The 15,919-nt window shown below is 53.4% G+C and carries 13 protein-coding genes; all 13 read left to right on the plus strand.

The window, feature by feature from the left end; translation table 11 throughout:
• The first annotated feature begins 7 nt into the window (after positions 1-7).
• The 13 genes from FE783_RS20575 to FE783_RS20635 all read left to right on the plus strand — a co-directional run bounded on the left by FE783_RS20575 (position 8) and on the right by FE783_RS20635 (position 15,851).
• A complete protein-coding gene (locus FE783_RS20575) occupies positions 8-1,615 on the plus strand; it encodes an ABC transporter ATP-binding protein (protein ID WP_138881269.1) in 1,608 nt (535 codons plus the stop codon).
• 13 nt (positions 1,616-1,628) lie between these two features.
• On the plus strand, positions 1,629-1,946 hold the full coding sequence (locus tag FE783_RS20580) for a pyridoxal-phosphate dependent enzyme (protein WP_238403174.1): 318 nt from the start codon (positions 1,629-1,631) through the stop codon (positions 1,944-1,946).
• A 53-nt stretch (positions 1,947-1,999) separates the two neighbouring features.
• The gene (cntE, locus tag FE783_RS20585; RefSeq protein WP_138881270.1) at positions 2,000-3,196 is read left to right on the plus strand and encodes a staphylopine family metallophore export MFS transporter CntE; all 1,197 of its coding nucleotides are present in this window, start codon (positions 2,000-2,002) and stop codon (positions 3,194-3,196) included.
• 127 nt (positions 3,197-3,323) lie between these two features.
• Entirely contained in the window at positions 3,324-4,382 is a 1,059-nt protein-coding gene (locus FE783_RS20590) for an HD-GYP domain-containing protein (RefSeq protein WP_238403175.1), read from the plus strand.
• Between the two features lie 167 nt (positions 4,383-4,549).
• Complete coding sequence (locus FE783_RS20595) at positions 4,550-4,741, plus strand: hypothetical protein (protein WP_138881271.1); 192 nt, start codon at positions 4,550-4,552, stop codon at positions 4,739-4,741.
• A gap of 135 nt (positions 4,742-4,876) precedes the next feature.
• Complete coding sequence (locus FE783_RS20600; RefSeq protein WP_158301936.1) at positions 4,877-5,554, plus strand: DUF1361 domain-containing protein; 678 nt, start codon at positions 4,877-4,879, stop codon at positions 5,552-5,554.
• Between the two features lie 100 nt (positions 5,555-5,654).
• Positions 5,655-7,355 (plus strand): arginine--tRNA ligase, encoded by a 1,701-nt coding sequence (argS, locus tag FE783_RS20605; RefSeq protein WP_420799756.1) that lies wholly within the window; start codon positions 5,655-5,657, stop codon positions 7,353-7,355.
• 215 nt (positions 7,356-7,570) lie between these two features.
• Positions 7,571-8,080 carry a GNAT family N-acetyltransferase gene (locus FE783_RS20610; RefSeq protein ID WP_158301937.1) on the plus strand — a complete coding sequence of 170 codons (510 nt, stop codon included), beginning with the start codon at positions 7,571-7,573 and terminating at the stop codon, positions 8,078-8,080.
• Between the two features lie 14 nt (positions 8,081-8,094).
• On the plus strand, positions 8,095-8,409 hold the full coding sequence (locus FE783_RS20615) for a DUF6916 family protein (RefSeq protein ID WP_138881275.1): 315 nt from the start codon (positions 8,095-8,097) through the stop codon (positions 8,407-8,409).
• On the plus strand, positions 8,402-8,914 hold the full coding sequence (locus tag FE783_RS20620; protein WP_138881276.1) for a phage tail protein: 513 nt from the start codon (positions 8,402-8,404) through the stop codon (positions 8,912-8,914). The genes FE783_RS20615 and FE783_RS20620 overlap by 8 nt, the downstream gene beginning before the upstream one ends.
• Before the next feature lie 41 nt (positions 8,915-8,955).
• The gene (locus tag FE783_RS20625; RefSeq protein WP_138881277.1) at positions 8,956-9,465 is read left to right on the plus strand and encodes a phage tail protein; all 510 of its coding nucleotides are present in this window, start codon (positions 8,956-8,958) and stop codon (positions 9,463-9,465) included.
• A gap of 20 nt (positions 9,466-9,485) precedes the next feature.
• On the plus strand, positions 9,486-10,013 hold the full coding sequence (locus FE783_RS20630) for a phage tail protein (protein ID WP_138881278.1): 528 nt from the start codon (positions 9,486-9,488) through the stop codon (positions 10,011-10,013).
• A gap of 645 nt (positions 10,014-10,658) precedes the next feature.
• Positions 10,659-15,851, plus strand: a complete 5,193-nt coding sequence (locus FE783_RS20635) for an Ig-like domain-containing protein (protein WP_158301939.1) — start codon at positions 10,659-10,661, stop codon at positions 15,849-15,851.
• The last annotated feature ends 68 nt before the right edge of the window (positions 15,852-15,919 follow it).

Genomic DNA, 15,919 nt, shown 5'->3' on the forward strand with positions numbered 1-15,919 from the left:
AAGTCTAATGAGGATGAACGAACGCGAAACGATTCTGCAAGTCGATAATCTGCGTGTGGCGTACCGGCAAAACCGGCAATTCACGAGCATTCTGAGCAGCCTGTCTTTGGACGTCAAAAAAGGGGATATTGTCGCCCTGATCGGCGAGAGCGGTTCAGGGAAATCGACAATAGCGAAGGCGATCACGGGGCTGCTTCCTCCCTCCGCTCATGTCGGCGGCGGGACGCTGCGCATCGGCTCCGACGTCGTTGCGGAGCTTGCGGGCAAATCGACGGACTGGGAGAGCATTCGAGGCAGACGGCTCGCGATGCTTTTCCAGGATGCCCGGCTTGCGCTGAATCCGGTGCTGACGATTAAAGCGCACTTTCAGGAGTGTCTGCTTTATCATCGTATGGCGACCAGAGAGCAGGTCGTACCGATCGCGGCGCAATTATTGAACAAGCTTGGCTTTGCGAATGGGATCGGCATTCTTGACCGGTATCCCTTTGAGCTCAGCGGAGGCATGTGCCAGCGGGTCTGTCTGGCTCTTGCGCTGTGCCTGAAGCCGGCGGTGCTGATTGCCGACGAGCCTACTTCCGCATTGGATACGGTAAGCCAGAAGGAAGTTCTGGATTTGCTCCAAAAACTGCAGACGGAATTCGGCCTGACCGTTCTGCTGATTACCCATGATATCGCCGTGGCGAATGCAATAAGCAATCGCGTGATTGTGCTGAATCAGGGAGCTATTGAAGAAGAAGGCGATACGAGGATCGTCTTCTCCAAACCTCGCACCGCTTATACACGCCAGTTGCTTGCTTCCCGCTCCATCATGGCCGGATCATCCGGTATGCGGGCGGGAGAACAGACGGGCGAGCCTATCCTTGAGATCATTCAATTGGAGAAATCGTATGGCCCGAAGAAAGGCGTCCTTGACAATATCAACCTCAAGGTGAACAAGGGGGATATTATCGGGATTTTGGGACAAAGCGGCTGCGGCAAATCAACCTTGGCCCGATGCTTGACCGGTTTGGAGACACCCAGCCGTGGACGCATCCTGTATCGCGGTACCGATATCGGCCGATTGAATGGCAAGTACAGGCGCGAGCTAAGCAAGCATATTCAAATGGTGTTTCAGGATGCGAGAGCGAGCCTTCATCCCGGCCGTACTGCGCTGCAGCTGGTGCAAGAACCGCTCCAATATTTGAATGTCAAAGAGAAAAAAATGCGGGAAACATTGGCCGGGTTTTACCTGGAAGAGGTCGGGATTATGGGTGATGCGCAGATGAGGAGGCCGCCTCAGCTAAGCACAGGTCAATGTCAGCGAATCGCGATTGCCAGAGCTTTGGTACTGGGGCCGGATATCCTGATCTGCGATGAAGCGGTTTCCGCGTTGGATATGAACGTCCAAGCACAAATCCTGAGTTTGCTGCAGCAACTGCACAAGCAATATCATTTCTCGATTCTGATGATCTCGCATGACATCCGGGTTCTTCAATCCTTTTGCCACCAAATAGCGGTTATGGAGGGCGGCAGTATCTGTGAAGTCAGTCGGGGGGCTCAAATTCATGAAAGCGAACAGCCTTATACGCAAATGCTGCTGAAATGCGCTGGAGATTTGGAAGAAGGCCTTGCCTAGAGGAGGAGAGAGAATGATTGTCAACATCCTGGAGACGATCGGCAATACTCCGCTGATCACGTTGCCCAATAGCAACAAAGCGACCGAGGGCCAAATATTGCTCAAATACGAGCGCTTTAATCCCGGAGGCAGCATCAAGGATCGCGCCGCGATGTATATCGTAAGCGAGGCGGAGCGGAGAGGCTTGTTAAAGCCCGGGGGCACCATTATTGAATCTTCCAGCGGCAACTTCGGCATTTCCCTCGCCATGATCGTCGGACTTGACCATGAGCTTGGAGGTCCCGGAGTCTACTCTTCTTATGAACTCGGAAGTACTCGCCCATGGATATAACGATCAAGAAAGCTCCTGGTTGATCGATTAAAACTTTTGGGGGTTATCCGCATTTGAGCGCTCAGCGAGCTACAGCGTGGCCTTTTATTCGTCTCTATGGGCTGGCTTTCCTTTTTTTTAGCGCCAATTCGGTGTTGAACGTAATCGTGCCGCTGCGGAGCGAGTCCATGGGGGCAAGCAATGCGACGATCGGTTTTATTATGGGGACGTATATGCTGACCTGTATGTTTTTTCGCCCGTGGGCAGGTCATCTCGTAGGAAAATATGGACCGATCCGGGTGCTGCGCGTTCTGCTGATCGTGAACGGGACAGCACTGCTGCTGTACACGGTCACCGGACTGGAAGGATTCGTTGCGGCACGGCTCTTGCAAGGTATCTGTACCGCTTTTTTCTCCATGGCTTTGCAGATGGGCATCATTGATTCGCTCCCCGACGAGGAACGATCTCAAGGGGTATCCTTGTATTCCCTTTCCACGTATATGCCGACTATTGTTGGTCCTATAATCGCGTTTGGGATCTGGGAATGGGGAAGGATGAATGCTTTCACGGCAACTATGATCGCTATTGCGGTTACTACGGGCTTGTTCGGGTACAGCGCTTCCATACAAGCCGATTCTGTCAGGAAAGAGCAGCATTCGGACGTTGGGATGTTGAATGCGCTCCGTCGGATCGCTGAGCATCCGTACTTGCTCGTTTGCAGCTTGATCATGCTCGCCGTTTCCGTCGTGTTCGGGGCTGTGTCTGTTTTCATTCCCTTATATGTGCAACAAGTTGCATACGGCAATGCGGGTATTTATCTCATGCTTCAGGCGGGGGTTATCGTATATTCCAGGTTTGTGCTGCGCAAACGGATTCCTTCCGATGGAAAATGGCACCAACGATTCATCATCGGCATCTTGCTTCTGGCTGCTGTTGCGGCAGTGCTGCTCTCCCTGTCGGAGTCGGCGGGATTCGTGCTTCTCTATGCGGCTGCCATCCTGATGGGAATTGCGCAAGCTCTGTTATACCCGACATTGACGACCTACTTAACGTTCGTACTCCCCTCCGCCTCGCGGAATATAGGGATCGGTCTGTTTATCGCATCGGCGGACTTCGGCATTTCCTTGGGCGGCATCGCATTAGGACCGGTTGCCGACCATAGTTCTTACTCTGCGATGTATGCGGTTTGCTCCGGCCTTGTTCTGGCAGCCGTTTGCGTGGCAATGTTTTATAAAAGACAAATGAATCCGATTGCTGAGAAACGAATTTAAAGAAATCTTGAACTTCTTTTGAACGCAGCCTCCCGGCTTCTCATGTAAAATGGTACTAAGTTTTGTGCCGACGGGTCGTGTCGATCGTCCGGATCATGTTCTCATTATGGGAAGAGGAGAAACGAGCGTGGACAACCGAGGGAAGCGAACGTACGAACATTTGATGGGCAAAAGATTGCTGCGGGATTTGTTCAATTCAAAAGGCGTTTTGCTGATAGCGGCTGCAACCGTGCTCGACACGGGCCATGCGGACATACTGGAGGATCACGGGATGATGCTGACGGTACGGGATGTTGAGGATGTCGGGCACGACGCGTCGATGTCAGCTGAATTGCTGGCCGCGAGTCTCGACGAAGCGGTAGCGGTCGTAAAAGGCGTGTTCGAGCATATCCGGAACACGAGACAAATCCCGCTCGCCGAGCTCCGTACGCGAGTCATTCCCGTCATCCGGCATACGACCGATCGGCTGCACTTGTTTCAAATGTTCACGATGCTTCAGGCGAAGCACGATTATTTATACCGGCACAGCGTAGCGGTCGGAGCGGTTTCGATGCTGCTCGGGAAATGGCTGCGATTGTCCGAGGCGGAGCTGCTGCAGCTGACGACGGCGGCCGTTCTTCACGATATCGGCAAGACGCAAATTCCGGTCGAATTACTGAACAAGCCGGACCGGCTGACCGAGGACGAGTTCGAGACGATGAAGCGGCATACGCTGATCGGCTTCGAGATGATCAAGAAAACGGTCGGCACGACGCATCGGCAAGCGTCGGTGGCTCTGCAGCACCACGAGCGGATCGACGGCAGCGGTTATCCGTTCGGTCTCAAGAGCGACAAGATCGATCTGTTCAGCCGTATAGTCGCCGTAGCCGACGTGTTTCACGCGATGACCTCGAAGAGGGTTTACCGCGATCCTTCGCCCTTGTACGAGGTGCTCAAGCAGATGGAAACCAACGCATACGGAACATTCGATCCCGCCGTCGTCACGGTATTGATCCGGAAGTTCATGCAGGCGCTGATCGGATATGAAGTAATGCTGACAAACGGCACGAAGGCGAAAATCGTGCTCATTCACCCTCATAACCAGACTCGTCCGCTCGTGCAGTCGGGGGAACGTTTTATCGATTTGAGCAAAGAGTATTCCGTTCATATCGAACAAGTGCTTGGCGCTCGTGATGAAGCGGGCTAAATGTCTCCGGCAGCGCTGCGTATATGCCGCTATCCTTTTGGCGCAACCTAAAGTCGAAGGAGGGATAGGCAATCGAAACGACGCTGATCGAGACGTTCAAGCATTATTACTTCGAATACCGCACGGTTACGGACGCGGACAACAGCTTCACCGACGCGCTATCGGCATTGACTTATTCGGTGGTGGACCGGACCGGGAATATGGCCGAGGAAGGCGACCTTGACGGCATACGCAATCTGATCCGCGAATATTCCGAGATCCGGCTGTCGGCACAAGGCAGCAACGATTCGGTCAAAGAGCGGTTCGAGAAGGAGTTTATGCTGCGGGGAGGCCGGGCGCCGGATTCTCGGGTTCACTAGTCCGACAAGCAAGCCTCTCGTTTCGGAACGAGCTTCCGGAACGGGGGGCTTTTGTTTCGGGCGGATACCGTTTTGCGCTTTGCTCTCCGATTCGGTAAGATGGAGGCAACGACTGGAAACGGGGGAGAGGGAGAAGTGGAATTGAGGTTGTCCCGGTCCGCATTATGGACTTTGGTTGCGGCGAGCGCCCTCTGTGCGCTAATGGTCGGATTGCGGATCCTGTACATGGACAAATGGACGTACTATTGGCTCGTCGTTCCGAATTTGCTGCTGGCCTGGATTCCTCTTCTGGCTTCGCGATTCGCATGCAGAACGTTAACGGACGGCCGGAGGCCTGGAATCGCGACAGCCGCGTGGGGAATCGTATGGCTCGCCTTTTACCCTAACGCTTCTTACATCACGACCGACCTGATTCATTTGAGCTATGCCAGCACGAAAGAGACGCTCTACTACGATTTGTCCATGAATATGCTGGCGGCGATGCTGGGCTGGCTTCTCGGCGCCATATCGCTCTACGGGCTTCATGTCGAAATCGTCCTCCGTTCGGGTGCCCGGATCGGGGCCGTCTTTGCGGGGATTATCATCGTGCTGGGAGCCGTAGGTGTCTATCTCGGACGCGTGCTGCGATGGAACAGCTGGGATTTGGTGATCCGCCCGTGGCAAATCGTCTCGGATGCGCTGGAAGCGGTACGCAGTCCGGAAGCTTTGCTATTCATCGCCGCATTCGCGATGTTTACCGGCGCGATATACGCCGTATTTTACAAATTTGCCGATCCGTCCGGCCCTTTACTTCGCAAAGCGGGTTCACTATAATGGATTATAACTTTTCACGTTCGGCAAGCACCCCTTGAGGGGTGTTTTTGTTAGATGGTTGTAAATAACGATTCGAAGTAAAAGGAGTCAACAAATCATGATCGATTATAAATCCATTATGGCGGGCTTGGCCGCATCCGCGCTGCAAGGCGCGGACGCCGCTTCCCTCGAAGCGATGATCGAAGTGCCGCCGAACCCGGAGATGGGAGATTTGTCGCTGCCCTGCTTCAAGCTGAGCAAGACGTTGCGCAAGGCGCCGCAGCAAATCGCCGAGGAGCTCGCCAAGGCGTTTACGGCTCATCCCGCCTTTAGCCGGTCGGTGGCGGTATCGGGATATTTCAATGTCTACTTCGACAAGCGGACGTTTGCGGAGTCGGTATTGAACGCCGTGCGGGAAGCGGGCGAACGTTACGGAGCCGGCACCGTCGGAGCGGGGAAAACGATCGTCATCGACTTCTCGTCGCCGAATATCGCGAAGCCGTTTCATGTCGGTCATTTGCGTTCTACCGTGATCGGCAACGCCTTGTACCGCATACACCGGTTTCTCGGATATGACTGCGTCGGCATCAACCATCTTGGCGATTGGGGGACCCAATTCGGCAAGCTGATCACCGCGTACAAGCTGTGGGGGGACGAGCGGCAGGTCGAGGAAGGCGGCATCGAAGAGCTGATGCGGCTGTACGTGAAGTTTCACGATGAAGCGGAAGCGAAGCCGGAGCTGGAGGACGAGGCGAGAGCCTGGTTCGTCAAGCTGGAGCGCGGCGACGCGGAATCGCTGGAGCTGTGGCGTTGGTTCAAAGATATTAGCTATAAGGAATTCAACCGCATATACGATTTGCTCGGAGTCACGTTCGATTCGGACGCAGGGGAAAGCTTCTATAACGACAAGATGGGTGTCGTCGTCGATGAGCTGAAGGAGAAGGGGCTGCTGGAGGAAGACCAGGGCGCATACCTTGTCAGACTTGACGAATACAACATGGCACCGGCCCTTATTCTAAAGAAGGACGGCGCGACGCTGTACCATACGCGCGATATCGCGGCGGCGTTGTACCGTCATAAGACGTACGGCTTCGATAAAGCGATATACGTGACCGATTATGCGCAAAATTTACATTTCCAGCAATGGTTCAAGGTTATAGATCTAATGGGCTATGAATGGGCCGATCGGCTCGTTCACGTCCAGTTCGGACGGGTCAATCTAGAGGGCGTCAAATTTTCCACCCGGAAAGGCAACGTAGTGCTGCTCGAAGAGTTGCTGCGTCAAGCGATCGACAAGACGCGAGATATTATCGAGAGCAAAAATCCGTCGCTGGAAAACAAAGACGAGATCGCCAAGCAGGTTGGCGTCGGAGCGATTATTTTCAACGATCTGAGCAACAACCGGATCAAGGACATCTCATTCTCGTGGAAAGACGTCTTGAACTTCGAGGGCGAATCCGGGCCGTACGTGCAGTATACGTACGCACGCGCCCGCAGCGTTCTTAGGAAAGCGGGTTTGTCTGGCGCGGAAGCGGGTGTCGACGCCTCTCTGCTGGAAAACGCGGAAGCGCAGCAGGTGCTGAAGGAGCTGGCGGCATTCCCGGATAAAGTGCTGCAGGCGAAGGAGAAGCTCGAGCCGTCCGTCATCAGCCGTCATCTGATCGATATCGCGCAAAGCTTCAACCGGTTTTACCATGAATGTCCGATTCTCGTCGACGATGCCGCGCTGAAATCGGCGCGTCTGGCGCTCGTTCAGAGTACGTGCATGGTGCTGCGCGTCGGACTCGGCTTGATCGGCCTGCAAGCGCCGGAACGGATTTGATTTGTATTGCAGTAAAAGATTGGGACAGCCCAGAAGGTTATCTTAGATGACCTTCCGGGACTGTTCTTTTTTTGTCATTTTACAAAATTTACAATTTATTTAACCTAAATTTTAACTTATATTCGGCACGTCCGTACAGGAATATGGTGTTTTTTGTAGAAATAAGGAATATATCGTTCATAGGACTAAAGTCGTAGTCCTGGGGAGAGATGAGTTTGGCGCGCGGTTACGAAGTGCAAGGAGACGTGCAGCTAATGTTGCGGTATGAATCGGAAACGCCGGAGCACGAGGAATTTTTGTACGGTTTGTATGCGGAGACGCGAAGCGATGAACCTACCTTTTACGGTTGGCGGGAAGAGGACAAGGATGCTTTTCTAAGAATGCAGTACAAGCTGCGAACCCGGTCCTACCGGCTTCAGTATCCGCTGGCCGAGCAGCGTATTATTTTATACGAAGGAAATTGGGCCGGTGCGCTGCTTACTTCCGAGTCCGAGGATGCAATCTCGTTAATCGATGTGGCGCTTCTTCCCCCGTACCGAAACCGAGGCATAGGAACGGATATCATCAAACAAGTACAGGAAACCGCCACCGCCCGGCATAAAGCGGTCAAGCTTCACGTCCTGACGGACAATCGGGCGAGACGTCTGTACGAACGGCTGGGATTTATCGCCAAAGAGGAACATTTTCCTTATATGTCGATGACATGGAGGTCGCCAAACCAATGAAACGGGGGGAAGGAATGAATCGGGAGGCATGCTTGCAGTGGGTAGGTTCCGCTTTCCATGTGGAGCTGGGCGAAACGCGTCGAATCGGGCTGCGACTTAAAGAAGTGAAGGATAAAGGATCGAACGGGACGATCGAGCAGTTTTCGCTGCTGTTCGAAGGCGAAGAAGGGGACGTTTATTTGCAACAAAATAGTTACCGGATCGTACATGAGCATTTGGGCCCCCAAATATGGCTGATCGTTCCGATCGGGAATGAAAACGGACATTACGTATACGAGGCCGCATTTTCAATGATGAAATCCGTTAGAGAGGAGCAAGCCGATGAGTGACCAATATTTAGGCGAAATTCGATTATTTGCGGGGAATTACGCTCCGCAAGGGTGGGCTATGTGCAACGGACAGTCGCTGCCGATCAGCCAAAACGAAGCTTTGTACTCTCTGCTCAGCACGACCTATGGAGGGGACGGACAAAACTTCAATTTGCCCGACTTGAGAGGCAGAATGCCGATCCATATGGGCACCAGTTCGTTCGGTACGAAATTTACCGCGGGACAAAAGGGAGGAACGGAAACGGTCACCTTATCGATTGCGGAACTGCCGGCCCATAACCATCATATCAAAGCTTCCCAATTGCCGGGAACGTCAACCAGCCCGGCCAACAATTATTTCGCGGAGAGCAACATGAAGCAGTATACGCAGCTCGCTCCGAACAATACGATGGATGCGCGAACCGTCTCGAGCGTCGGAGGGAACGAATTGCACAACAACATGATGCCGTATTATACGCTGACTTATATCATCGCTTTGCAGGGCAATTATCCGAACCGTAGTTGATACTTCGGATTACTTGACAGGTCCCGGGAGGAGAAAAAGGTATGGCAGAACCGTTTATCGGAGAAATCCGTTTGTTTTCTTTCAATTTTGCGCCTACGGGCTGGGCCATGTGCAACGGCCAGATGCTGCAGGTCAATCAAAATCAAGCGTTGTTCACGATCCTCGGCAACACCTATGGAGGAGACGGTGTGCAGACGTTCCAGCTACCGAATTTGCAGGGAAGGGCGGTTATGCACCGTCAAGACGACGTTTACAAGCTTGGTTCCATAGGCGGTGAAGAAAATCATACGTTAACCGCGAATGAAATTCCGGAGCATACCCACGCGGTCACGGCGGGTTCGGACAGCACGCTGGTTCCGCCGAATGGAAATGTATGGGGAACCGATGCGGCTGTTCAAGCTTACACGAATGAGTTGAACTCGGAAAAATTGTATATGAACACGAGCGGCCTCGACGTGAGCGGAGGCAGCGCCCCCCATAACAATATGCAGCCATACTCCGTGGTCAATTATTGTATTGCGCTTCAAGGCATATATCCGCCCAAACCGTAACGAACAGGAGGAACGCGAGAATGGATCCGTATGTTGGAGAAATAAGAGTGTTTGCCGGAAAATACGCGCCGGCGGGGTGGCTGTTTTGCGAGGGCCAAATTTTGGATGTGCCGCAATATCAGGTATTGTATGCGGTAATTGGCAACGTTTTCGGCGGAAATGGTACTACGACTTTCGCTTTGCCAGACTTGAGGGGGCTTGTGCCGATCCATCAAGGTCAAGGAGATGGATTGACGAATCGGCATGTTAGCGATAGCGGCGGGACGAAGCAGGAGACGTTGACGATGGAACAAATACCGAATCACGATCATGCGGCGAAATGCCGGACGAATACGAACGGTAACGATCCGATCGGATCGATCTGGGCGACAGCCCGAAACCCGGTTAATAACTCGACGGTTTCTTTTTATTCGAACAAGGCCGATACGCCCATGAACCCGGATATGCTCACACCCGTAGGCCAAGGTCAAGCCCATAATAATATGCAGCCTTACATGGCGTTGAATTATATTATCGCTTATGAAGGGGTTTTTCCCGTAAAGTCCTAGGGTGCTAGAGAAGACGTTTGAATTTTTATTTCAAGAAAATGTCTTTTCGATCGATAGATTGCTGCGGAGTGGATGAGCGTGAAGAGTAGAGTTTCGTTGTCCTTATTGTCGGTGATGATATTTACATTATTTTATAGCGTTCAATTCCATGAACAAGTTGTTGCAACTTCAGGAACGACTTTTGTGGTCGCTTCCAAAGAAAGAACGAATAATTGCAGCACAACATGGGATCCAGTTTGTCCTTATTATAACAATTTAAATGAAAATGCTATCGGATACCTACTAGATGAACCTCCAACACAAACCATCCTAAGCTTCGATATTGCCGATATCCCGGCTACAGCGTCGGAAGTAACATTAGATATATTCATCACTTACGGTCCGGGGTACGACGACGGCGTCGGAGAATACTCTGGGGATGGAGAGGTAACGATCTCGTTACATGGATTCAACGATTACGATTCTATCCCTTCGCTAGATAGCAGCAATCAAATAGCTATTGAAGGGGATGGCGATAATGTTCCAACTACCACAATTACCTCCTCTGATTTGGCTAATTGGAAACGGATAGATGTGACGGACTATATCACTTCTCTTAGAGGAGGCGGTGCAACTACGGCAGTTTTCGCCATTCGGGAAGCTGACATGCCGGATACCGATAAACAGGAGCAAATTTTTGTTTCCTCCAAGGCCTCAGCGGCCGCTCAGGCTCCCAGGCTCACCTATCCTGCAGTGGACACGACCATACCAATAGTATCTGCGTATTCGCCACTGGATAACGCGATAAATGTAGCGGTAAATTCGAACTTGACGCTGACGTTCAGCGAGAGCGTCACGGCGGTAAGCGGCAAAAATATTGTGATCAAGAAAGCAGCGGACAACAGTGTCTTAGAAACGATCGCTGCAGACGACGCGAAGGTCATCATATCGGGAGCGACTGTGACGATCAATCCGACTGCGGTCTTGGCGCATAGCACCGGCTACTACGTGCAGATCGACCCGGGAGCGTTCAAGGATGCGGCGAACAACGATTACGCCGGCATCGCGGATACGACGACGTGGAGCTTCACGACGGCCGCAGCGCCGGATACGACAGCGCCAACAGTCACTGCGTATTCACCTTTAGACGATGCGATAAACGTAGCGGTCAACGCGAACTTGACGCTGACGTTCATCGAAAACGTAACGGCGGTAAGCGGCAAAAATATTGTGATCAAGAAAGCAGCGGACAACAGTGTCTTAGAAACGATCGCTGCAGACGACGCGAAGGTCACCATATCGGGAGCGACTGTGACGATCAATCCGACTGTGGTCTTGGCGCATAGCACCGGCTACTACGTGCAGATCGACCCGGGAGCGTTCAAGGATGCGGCGAATAACGACTACTCCGGCATCGCGGATATGACGACGTGGAGCTTTACGACTGCGGCAGCGCCGGATACGACAGCGCCAACAGTCACTGCGTATTCACCTTTAGACGATGCGACAGACGTAGCGGTCAACACGAATTTGACGCTGACGTTTAGCGAAAGTGTGACGGCGGCAAGCGGCAAAAACATCGTGATTAAGAAAGCGTCAGACAACAGCATCGTGGAAACGATCCTAGTGACCGATACCTCAAGGGTGACGGTGACAGGAGTGACGTATACGATTAACCCGGCTGCGGATTTGGCATACAGCACCGGCTATTATGTCCAGATCGATCCGGGAGCGTTCAAGGATGCGGCCAACAACAACTACGCGGGAATCGCGGATATGACGACGTGGAGCTTCACGACGGTGGCTGATACGACTGCGCCAACAGTGGTTGCTTATTCACCATTGGATAACGCGACAAACGTAGTGGTAAACTCGAACCTGTCGCTGACGTTCAGCGAGAGCGTCACGGCGGTAAGCGGCAAAAATATTGTGATCAAGAAAGCGTCGGACAACAGTGTCTTAGAAACGATCGCTGCAGACGACGCGAAGGTTATCATATCGGGAGTAACTGTGACGATCAATCCGACTGCGGTATTGGCGCATAGCACCGGCTTCTACGTGCAGATCGACCCGGGAGCGTTCAAGGATGCGGCGAATAACGACTACTCCGGCATCGCGGATACGACGACGTGGAGCTTTACGACTGCGGCAGCGCCGGATACGACAGCGCCGACCGTCACTGCGTTTTCACCTTTAGACGATGCGATAAACGTTGCGGTGGACGCAAACCTGACGCTGATATTCAGCGAGAACGTGACGGCGTCGAGCGGTAAAAATATCGTGATCAAAAAAGCGTCGGACAACAGTGTGGTGGAAACGATCGCTGCAAACGACGCGAAGGTCACCATTTCGGGAACGACGGTGACGATCAATCCGGCAGCGGACTTGGCGCATAGTACCGGGTACTATGTGCAGATTGACTCAGGTGCGTTCAAGGATGCGGCAAGCAACAACTACGCGGGAATCGCGGATATGACGACGTGGAGCTTCATGACGACCGTAGCGCCGGATACGACCGCGCCGACCGTCACTGCGTATTCACCTTTAGACGATGCGATAAACGTAGCGGTCAACGCGAACTTGACGCTGACGTTCATCGAGAGCGTCACGGCGGTAAGCGGCAAAAATATTGTGATCAAGAAAGCAGCGGACAACAGTGTCTTAGAAACAATCGCTGCAGACGACGCGAAGGTCACCATATCGGGAGCGACTGTGACGATCAATCCGACTGTGGTCTTGGCGCATAGCACCGGCTACTACGTTCAAATCGAAGCGGGAGCATTTAAGGATGCGGCGAATAACGACTACGCCGGCATCGCAGATACGACGACGTGGAGCTTCACAACGGCGGCTGAGCCGGATACGACCGCGCCAACGGTCATCGCTTATTCGCCTTTAGACGATGCGATAAACGTAGCGGTCAACGCGAACTTGACGCTGACATTCAGCGAGAACGTAACGGCGGCGAGCGGCAAAAACATCGTGATCAAGAAAGCGGCAGATAACAGTATCGTAGAAACGATCGCAGCAAACGATGCGACTAAAGTGACCGTATCCGATGTGACCGTTACGATCAACCCCGTGGCTGACTTGACGTACAGCACCGGCTATTACGTACAGATTGACCCGGGAGCTTTCGCGGATGCCGCCAACAATAATTACGCCGGCATTGTGGATACGACGACGTGGAGCTTCACGACGGCCGCAGCGCTGGATGCGACAGCACCAACGGTCACAGCTTATTCGCCTGTAGACGATGCGACGAATGTAGCAGTCAACGCGAACTTGACGCTGACGTTCAGCGAGAACGTAACGGCAGCGAGCGGCAAAAACATCGTGATTAAGAAAGCGTCGGACAACAGTATCGTGGAAACGATCGCTGCAAATGACACGACGAAGGTCACAGTATCCGGTACGACGGTAACGATTAACCCCGCGGCAGACTTGACATACAGCACCGGCTACTACGTACAGATTGACGCAGGAGCGTTCGCGGATGCCGCCAACAATAATTTCGCCGGAATCGCGGATACGACGACGTGGAGCTTCACAACGACCGCATCGCCACTTACGGCTCCACTTGCCCCGGCCCATTTAACGGCATTAGCCGGGGATGCACAAGTTGCGTTAAGCTGGGGCAGCGTACAGGCTGCAAACTACTACACGATTTATTACGGAACGACACCAGGTTTATACGGCGGAACGCCTCTAGCGACTGTAACGGGCACCACCTACGAAGCATTGAACTTGATCAACGGTGCGGCCTACTACTTTGCGATCAAAGCCGGCAATGCGGCAGGAAGCAGCCCATATTCCAATGAAGTAGCGGCAACCCCACAAGCGACGGTACCCCCGGCGCTGACGACAGTCCACATCTCCAGCAGCAATCCGGTGTCTGGGCTTGCTAAGCCGGGAGATTCAGTAACGTTAACCTTCACGGCCAACAAGGCTCTGAACAGCCTAACAACCGCTTCAATAGCAGGCAGAGCCGCGACGGTTACAAGTGTCGGCGACAGCGTCTACAGGGCTGCCTATACATTCACGGGAAGCGAAAGCGAAGGAATAGTCGCGTTCACTATCGATTATGCCGATATGGCCGGAATCGCCGGGCCTCGCGTGACGGCAACGACGGACATGAGCCGAGTCCTCTTCGACAAGACGGCGCCGTCGGGCACGCTTCGCATTAATGGAGGTGCGGCGTCGACGGGCGAGACGTCGGTCGTAATGACTGTAACCGCAAGCGACGGCAGCGGATCAGGCAATATTCGGGTGCGTTTCTCTAATGACAGCGTAGTGTGGAGCCCATGGGAAACCTTCACGGGAACGAAAGTATGGCAATTGACATCGGGCTTAGGCAGGAAAACCGTGTATATGGAGCTGCGGGATAAAGCGGGCAACGTTACGCCGCATGCGGTCACTGCTGTCATTGAATTGCTCGACCTTTCTTCGCCGTCGTCCGGAGGAGGAGGCGACAGCGATAACAATAGCAACAGCGGTCCGCCTTCTCCGCCAAATCCTCAGAACCCGCAAAAGGAAACCATTACGGTGGATGTGGAAAACAAAGGGAGCGGCAGCGGAGCCATCGTATCGACAGCGGTCATTAACCGGACTACCGATGCGGACGGCCGGAAAACGGATGAAGTAACCCTTACTCCCGAGCAGGCGGCATTGACGGTGAAACAGTTGGAGTCGGCCGGCTCCCAATCGGCGAGAATGGTCATTCCCGATCCGAAAGATGAAGTGGCCGAATTGAACGTAAAAATTCCGCAGGCGTCCACTTCGGTTCTGGCAAACGGAAACGTCGGTTTGGAAATTTTCACGAACAATGTGCGGATCGATATTCCGGGCAGCTCGTTGCAAGGAATGAAGGAAGATGTGTATTTCCGCATCGTGCCGGTCAAAGAAGAAGACGAACGCAAAGAAATCGAGCAAAGGGCGAAAACGGAGCAAGCGGTGCGAATCGCTGCGGGAAGCGGGTCCGCCCAAGTGGTGGGGCATCCGATGACGATCGAAACGAACCTGCAAAGCCGTCCCGTCACGCTCGTACTTCCTCTCGAGAGTGCCGATTATACCGAACAGCAGCAGCGGGATATGGGAGTGTTCATCGAGCACAGTGACGGAACGAAGGAATTTGTCAAAGGTGAAATCGTCCCATACGACGATACCGGCAAGCTCGGAATCCGGTTTGCGATCGCCAAGTTCAGTACGTTTACGATCGTGCATATGGAAGGCTGGGGCGCTTCGACGGCAGAGCGTGCTTTGCACAAAGCCTATATAACCGGTTATTCGGACGGTACCTTCGGTCCGGAGAGAAGCATTACCCGAGCGGAAATGGCCGCGATTCTCGCCAGAACGGTCGATAAGGCCAGCGATGAAGCGAAAGGAATCGCTTATAACGATGTTCCGTCCGGCTATTGGGCGAAAGAGTTTATCGACAAAGCGGCGAAGACGGGCCTTATGCAAGGCTATCCGGATGCAAGCTTCAGGCCGGATCAGACGATTACCCGTGCAGAGATGGCAGCCATCGCCGCCAAACTCCGGCACGATGTTCAGAGCTTGAATAGCGATTTCACGGATACGAACGGTCATTGGGCGCAAACGGCGATAAGCCGGGCGAAGTCAGCCGGAATCATCGACGGCTTCCCAGATGCAACGTTCCGCCCGGAGCAGCCCCTCACCCGCGCCGAAGCGGTAACGATCATCAACAGGCTTCTCGGCCGGGGGCCGTTATCCGGCACCGATGCGAAATGGCCGGACGTTCCCGAGCGGCATTGGGCGTACGAACATATTCAGGAAGCGTCCGTCGATCATGCATTCGTTACAAAGCCCGGCGGCGAACAGAAATTAACCGCGCCGTAAGCAACAAGGGCCGGTCATCGCATCGAAGCGATGATCGGCTTTTTGCTTTATCGTGAGATAACGCGACC

This window comes from Paenibacillus mesophilus, from assembly GCF_005938385.1.
Taxonomy (GTDB): domain Bacteria; phylum Bacillota; class Bacilli; order Paenibacillales; family NBRC-103111; genus Paenibacillus_AB; species Paenibacillus_AB mesophilus.

Coding starts and splice junctions, on each gene's coding strand:
- FE783_RS20625 (WP_138881277.1), top strand. CDS start 8,956: ATGGCAGAACCGTTTATCGGAGAAATCCGTTTGTTTTCTTTCAATTTT.
- FE783_RS20635 (WP_158301939.1), top strand. CDS start 10,659: ATGCCGGATACCGATAAACAGGAGCAAATTTTTGTTTCCTCCAAGGCC.
- FE783_RS20580 (WP_238403174.1), top strand. CDS start 1,629: ATGATTGTCAACATCCTGGAGACGATCGGCAATACTCCGCTGATCACG.
- FE783_RS20630 (WP_138881278.1), top strand. CDS start 9,486: ATGGATCCGTATGTTGGAGAAATAAGAGTGTTTGCCGGAAAATACGCG.
- FE783_RS20615 (WP_138881275.1), top strand. CDS start 8,095: ATGAATCGGGAGGCATGCTTGCAGTGGGTAGGTTCCGCTTTCCATGTG.
- FE783_RS20575 (WP_138881269.1), top strand. CDS start 8: ATGAGGATGAACGAACGCGAAACGATTCTGCAAGTCGATAATCTGCGT.
- FE783_RS20620 (WP_138881276.1), top strand. CDS start 8,402: ATGAGTGACCAATATTTAGGCGAAATTCGATTATTTGCGGGGAATTAC.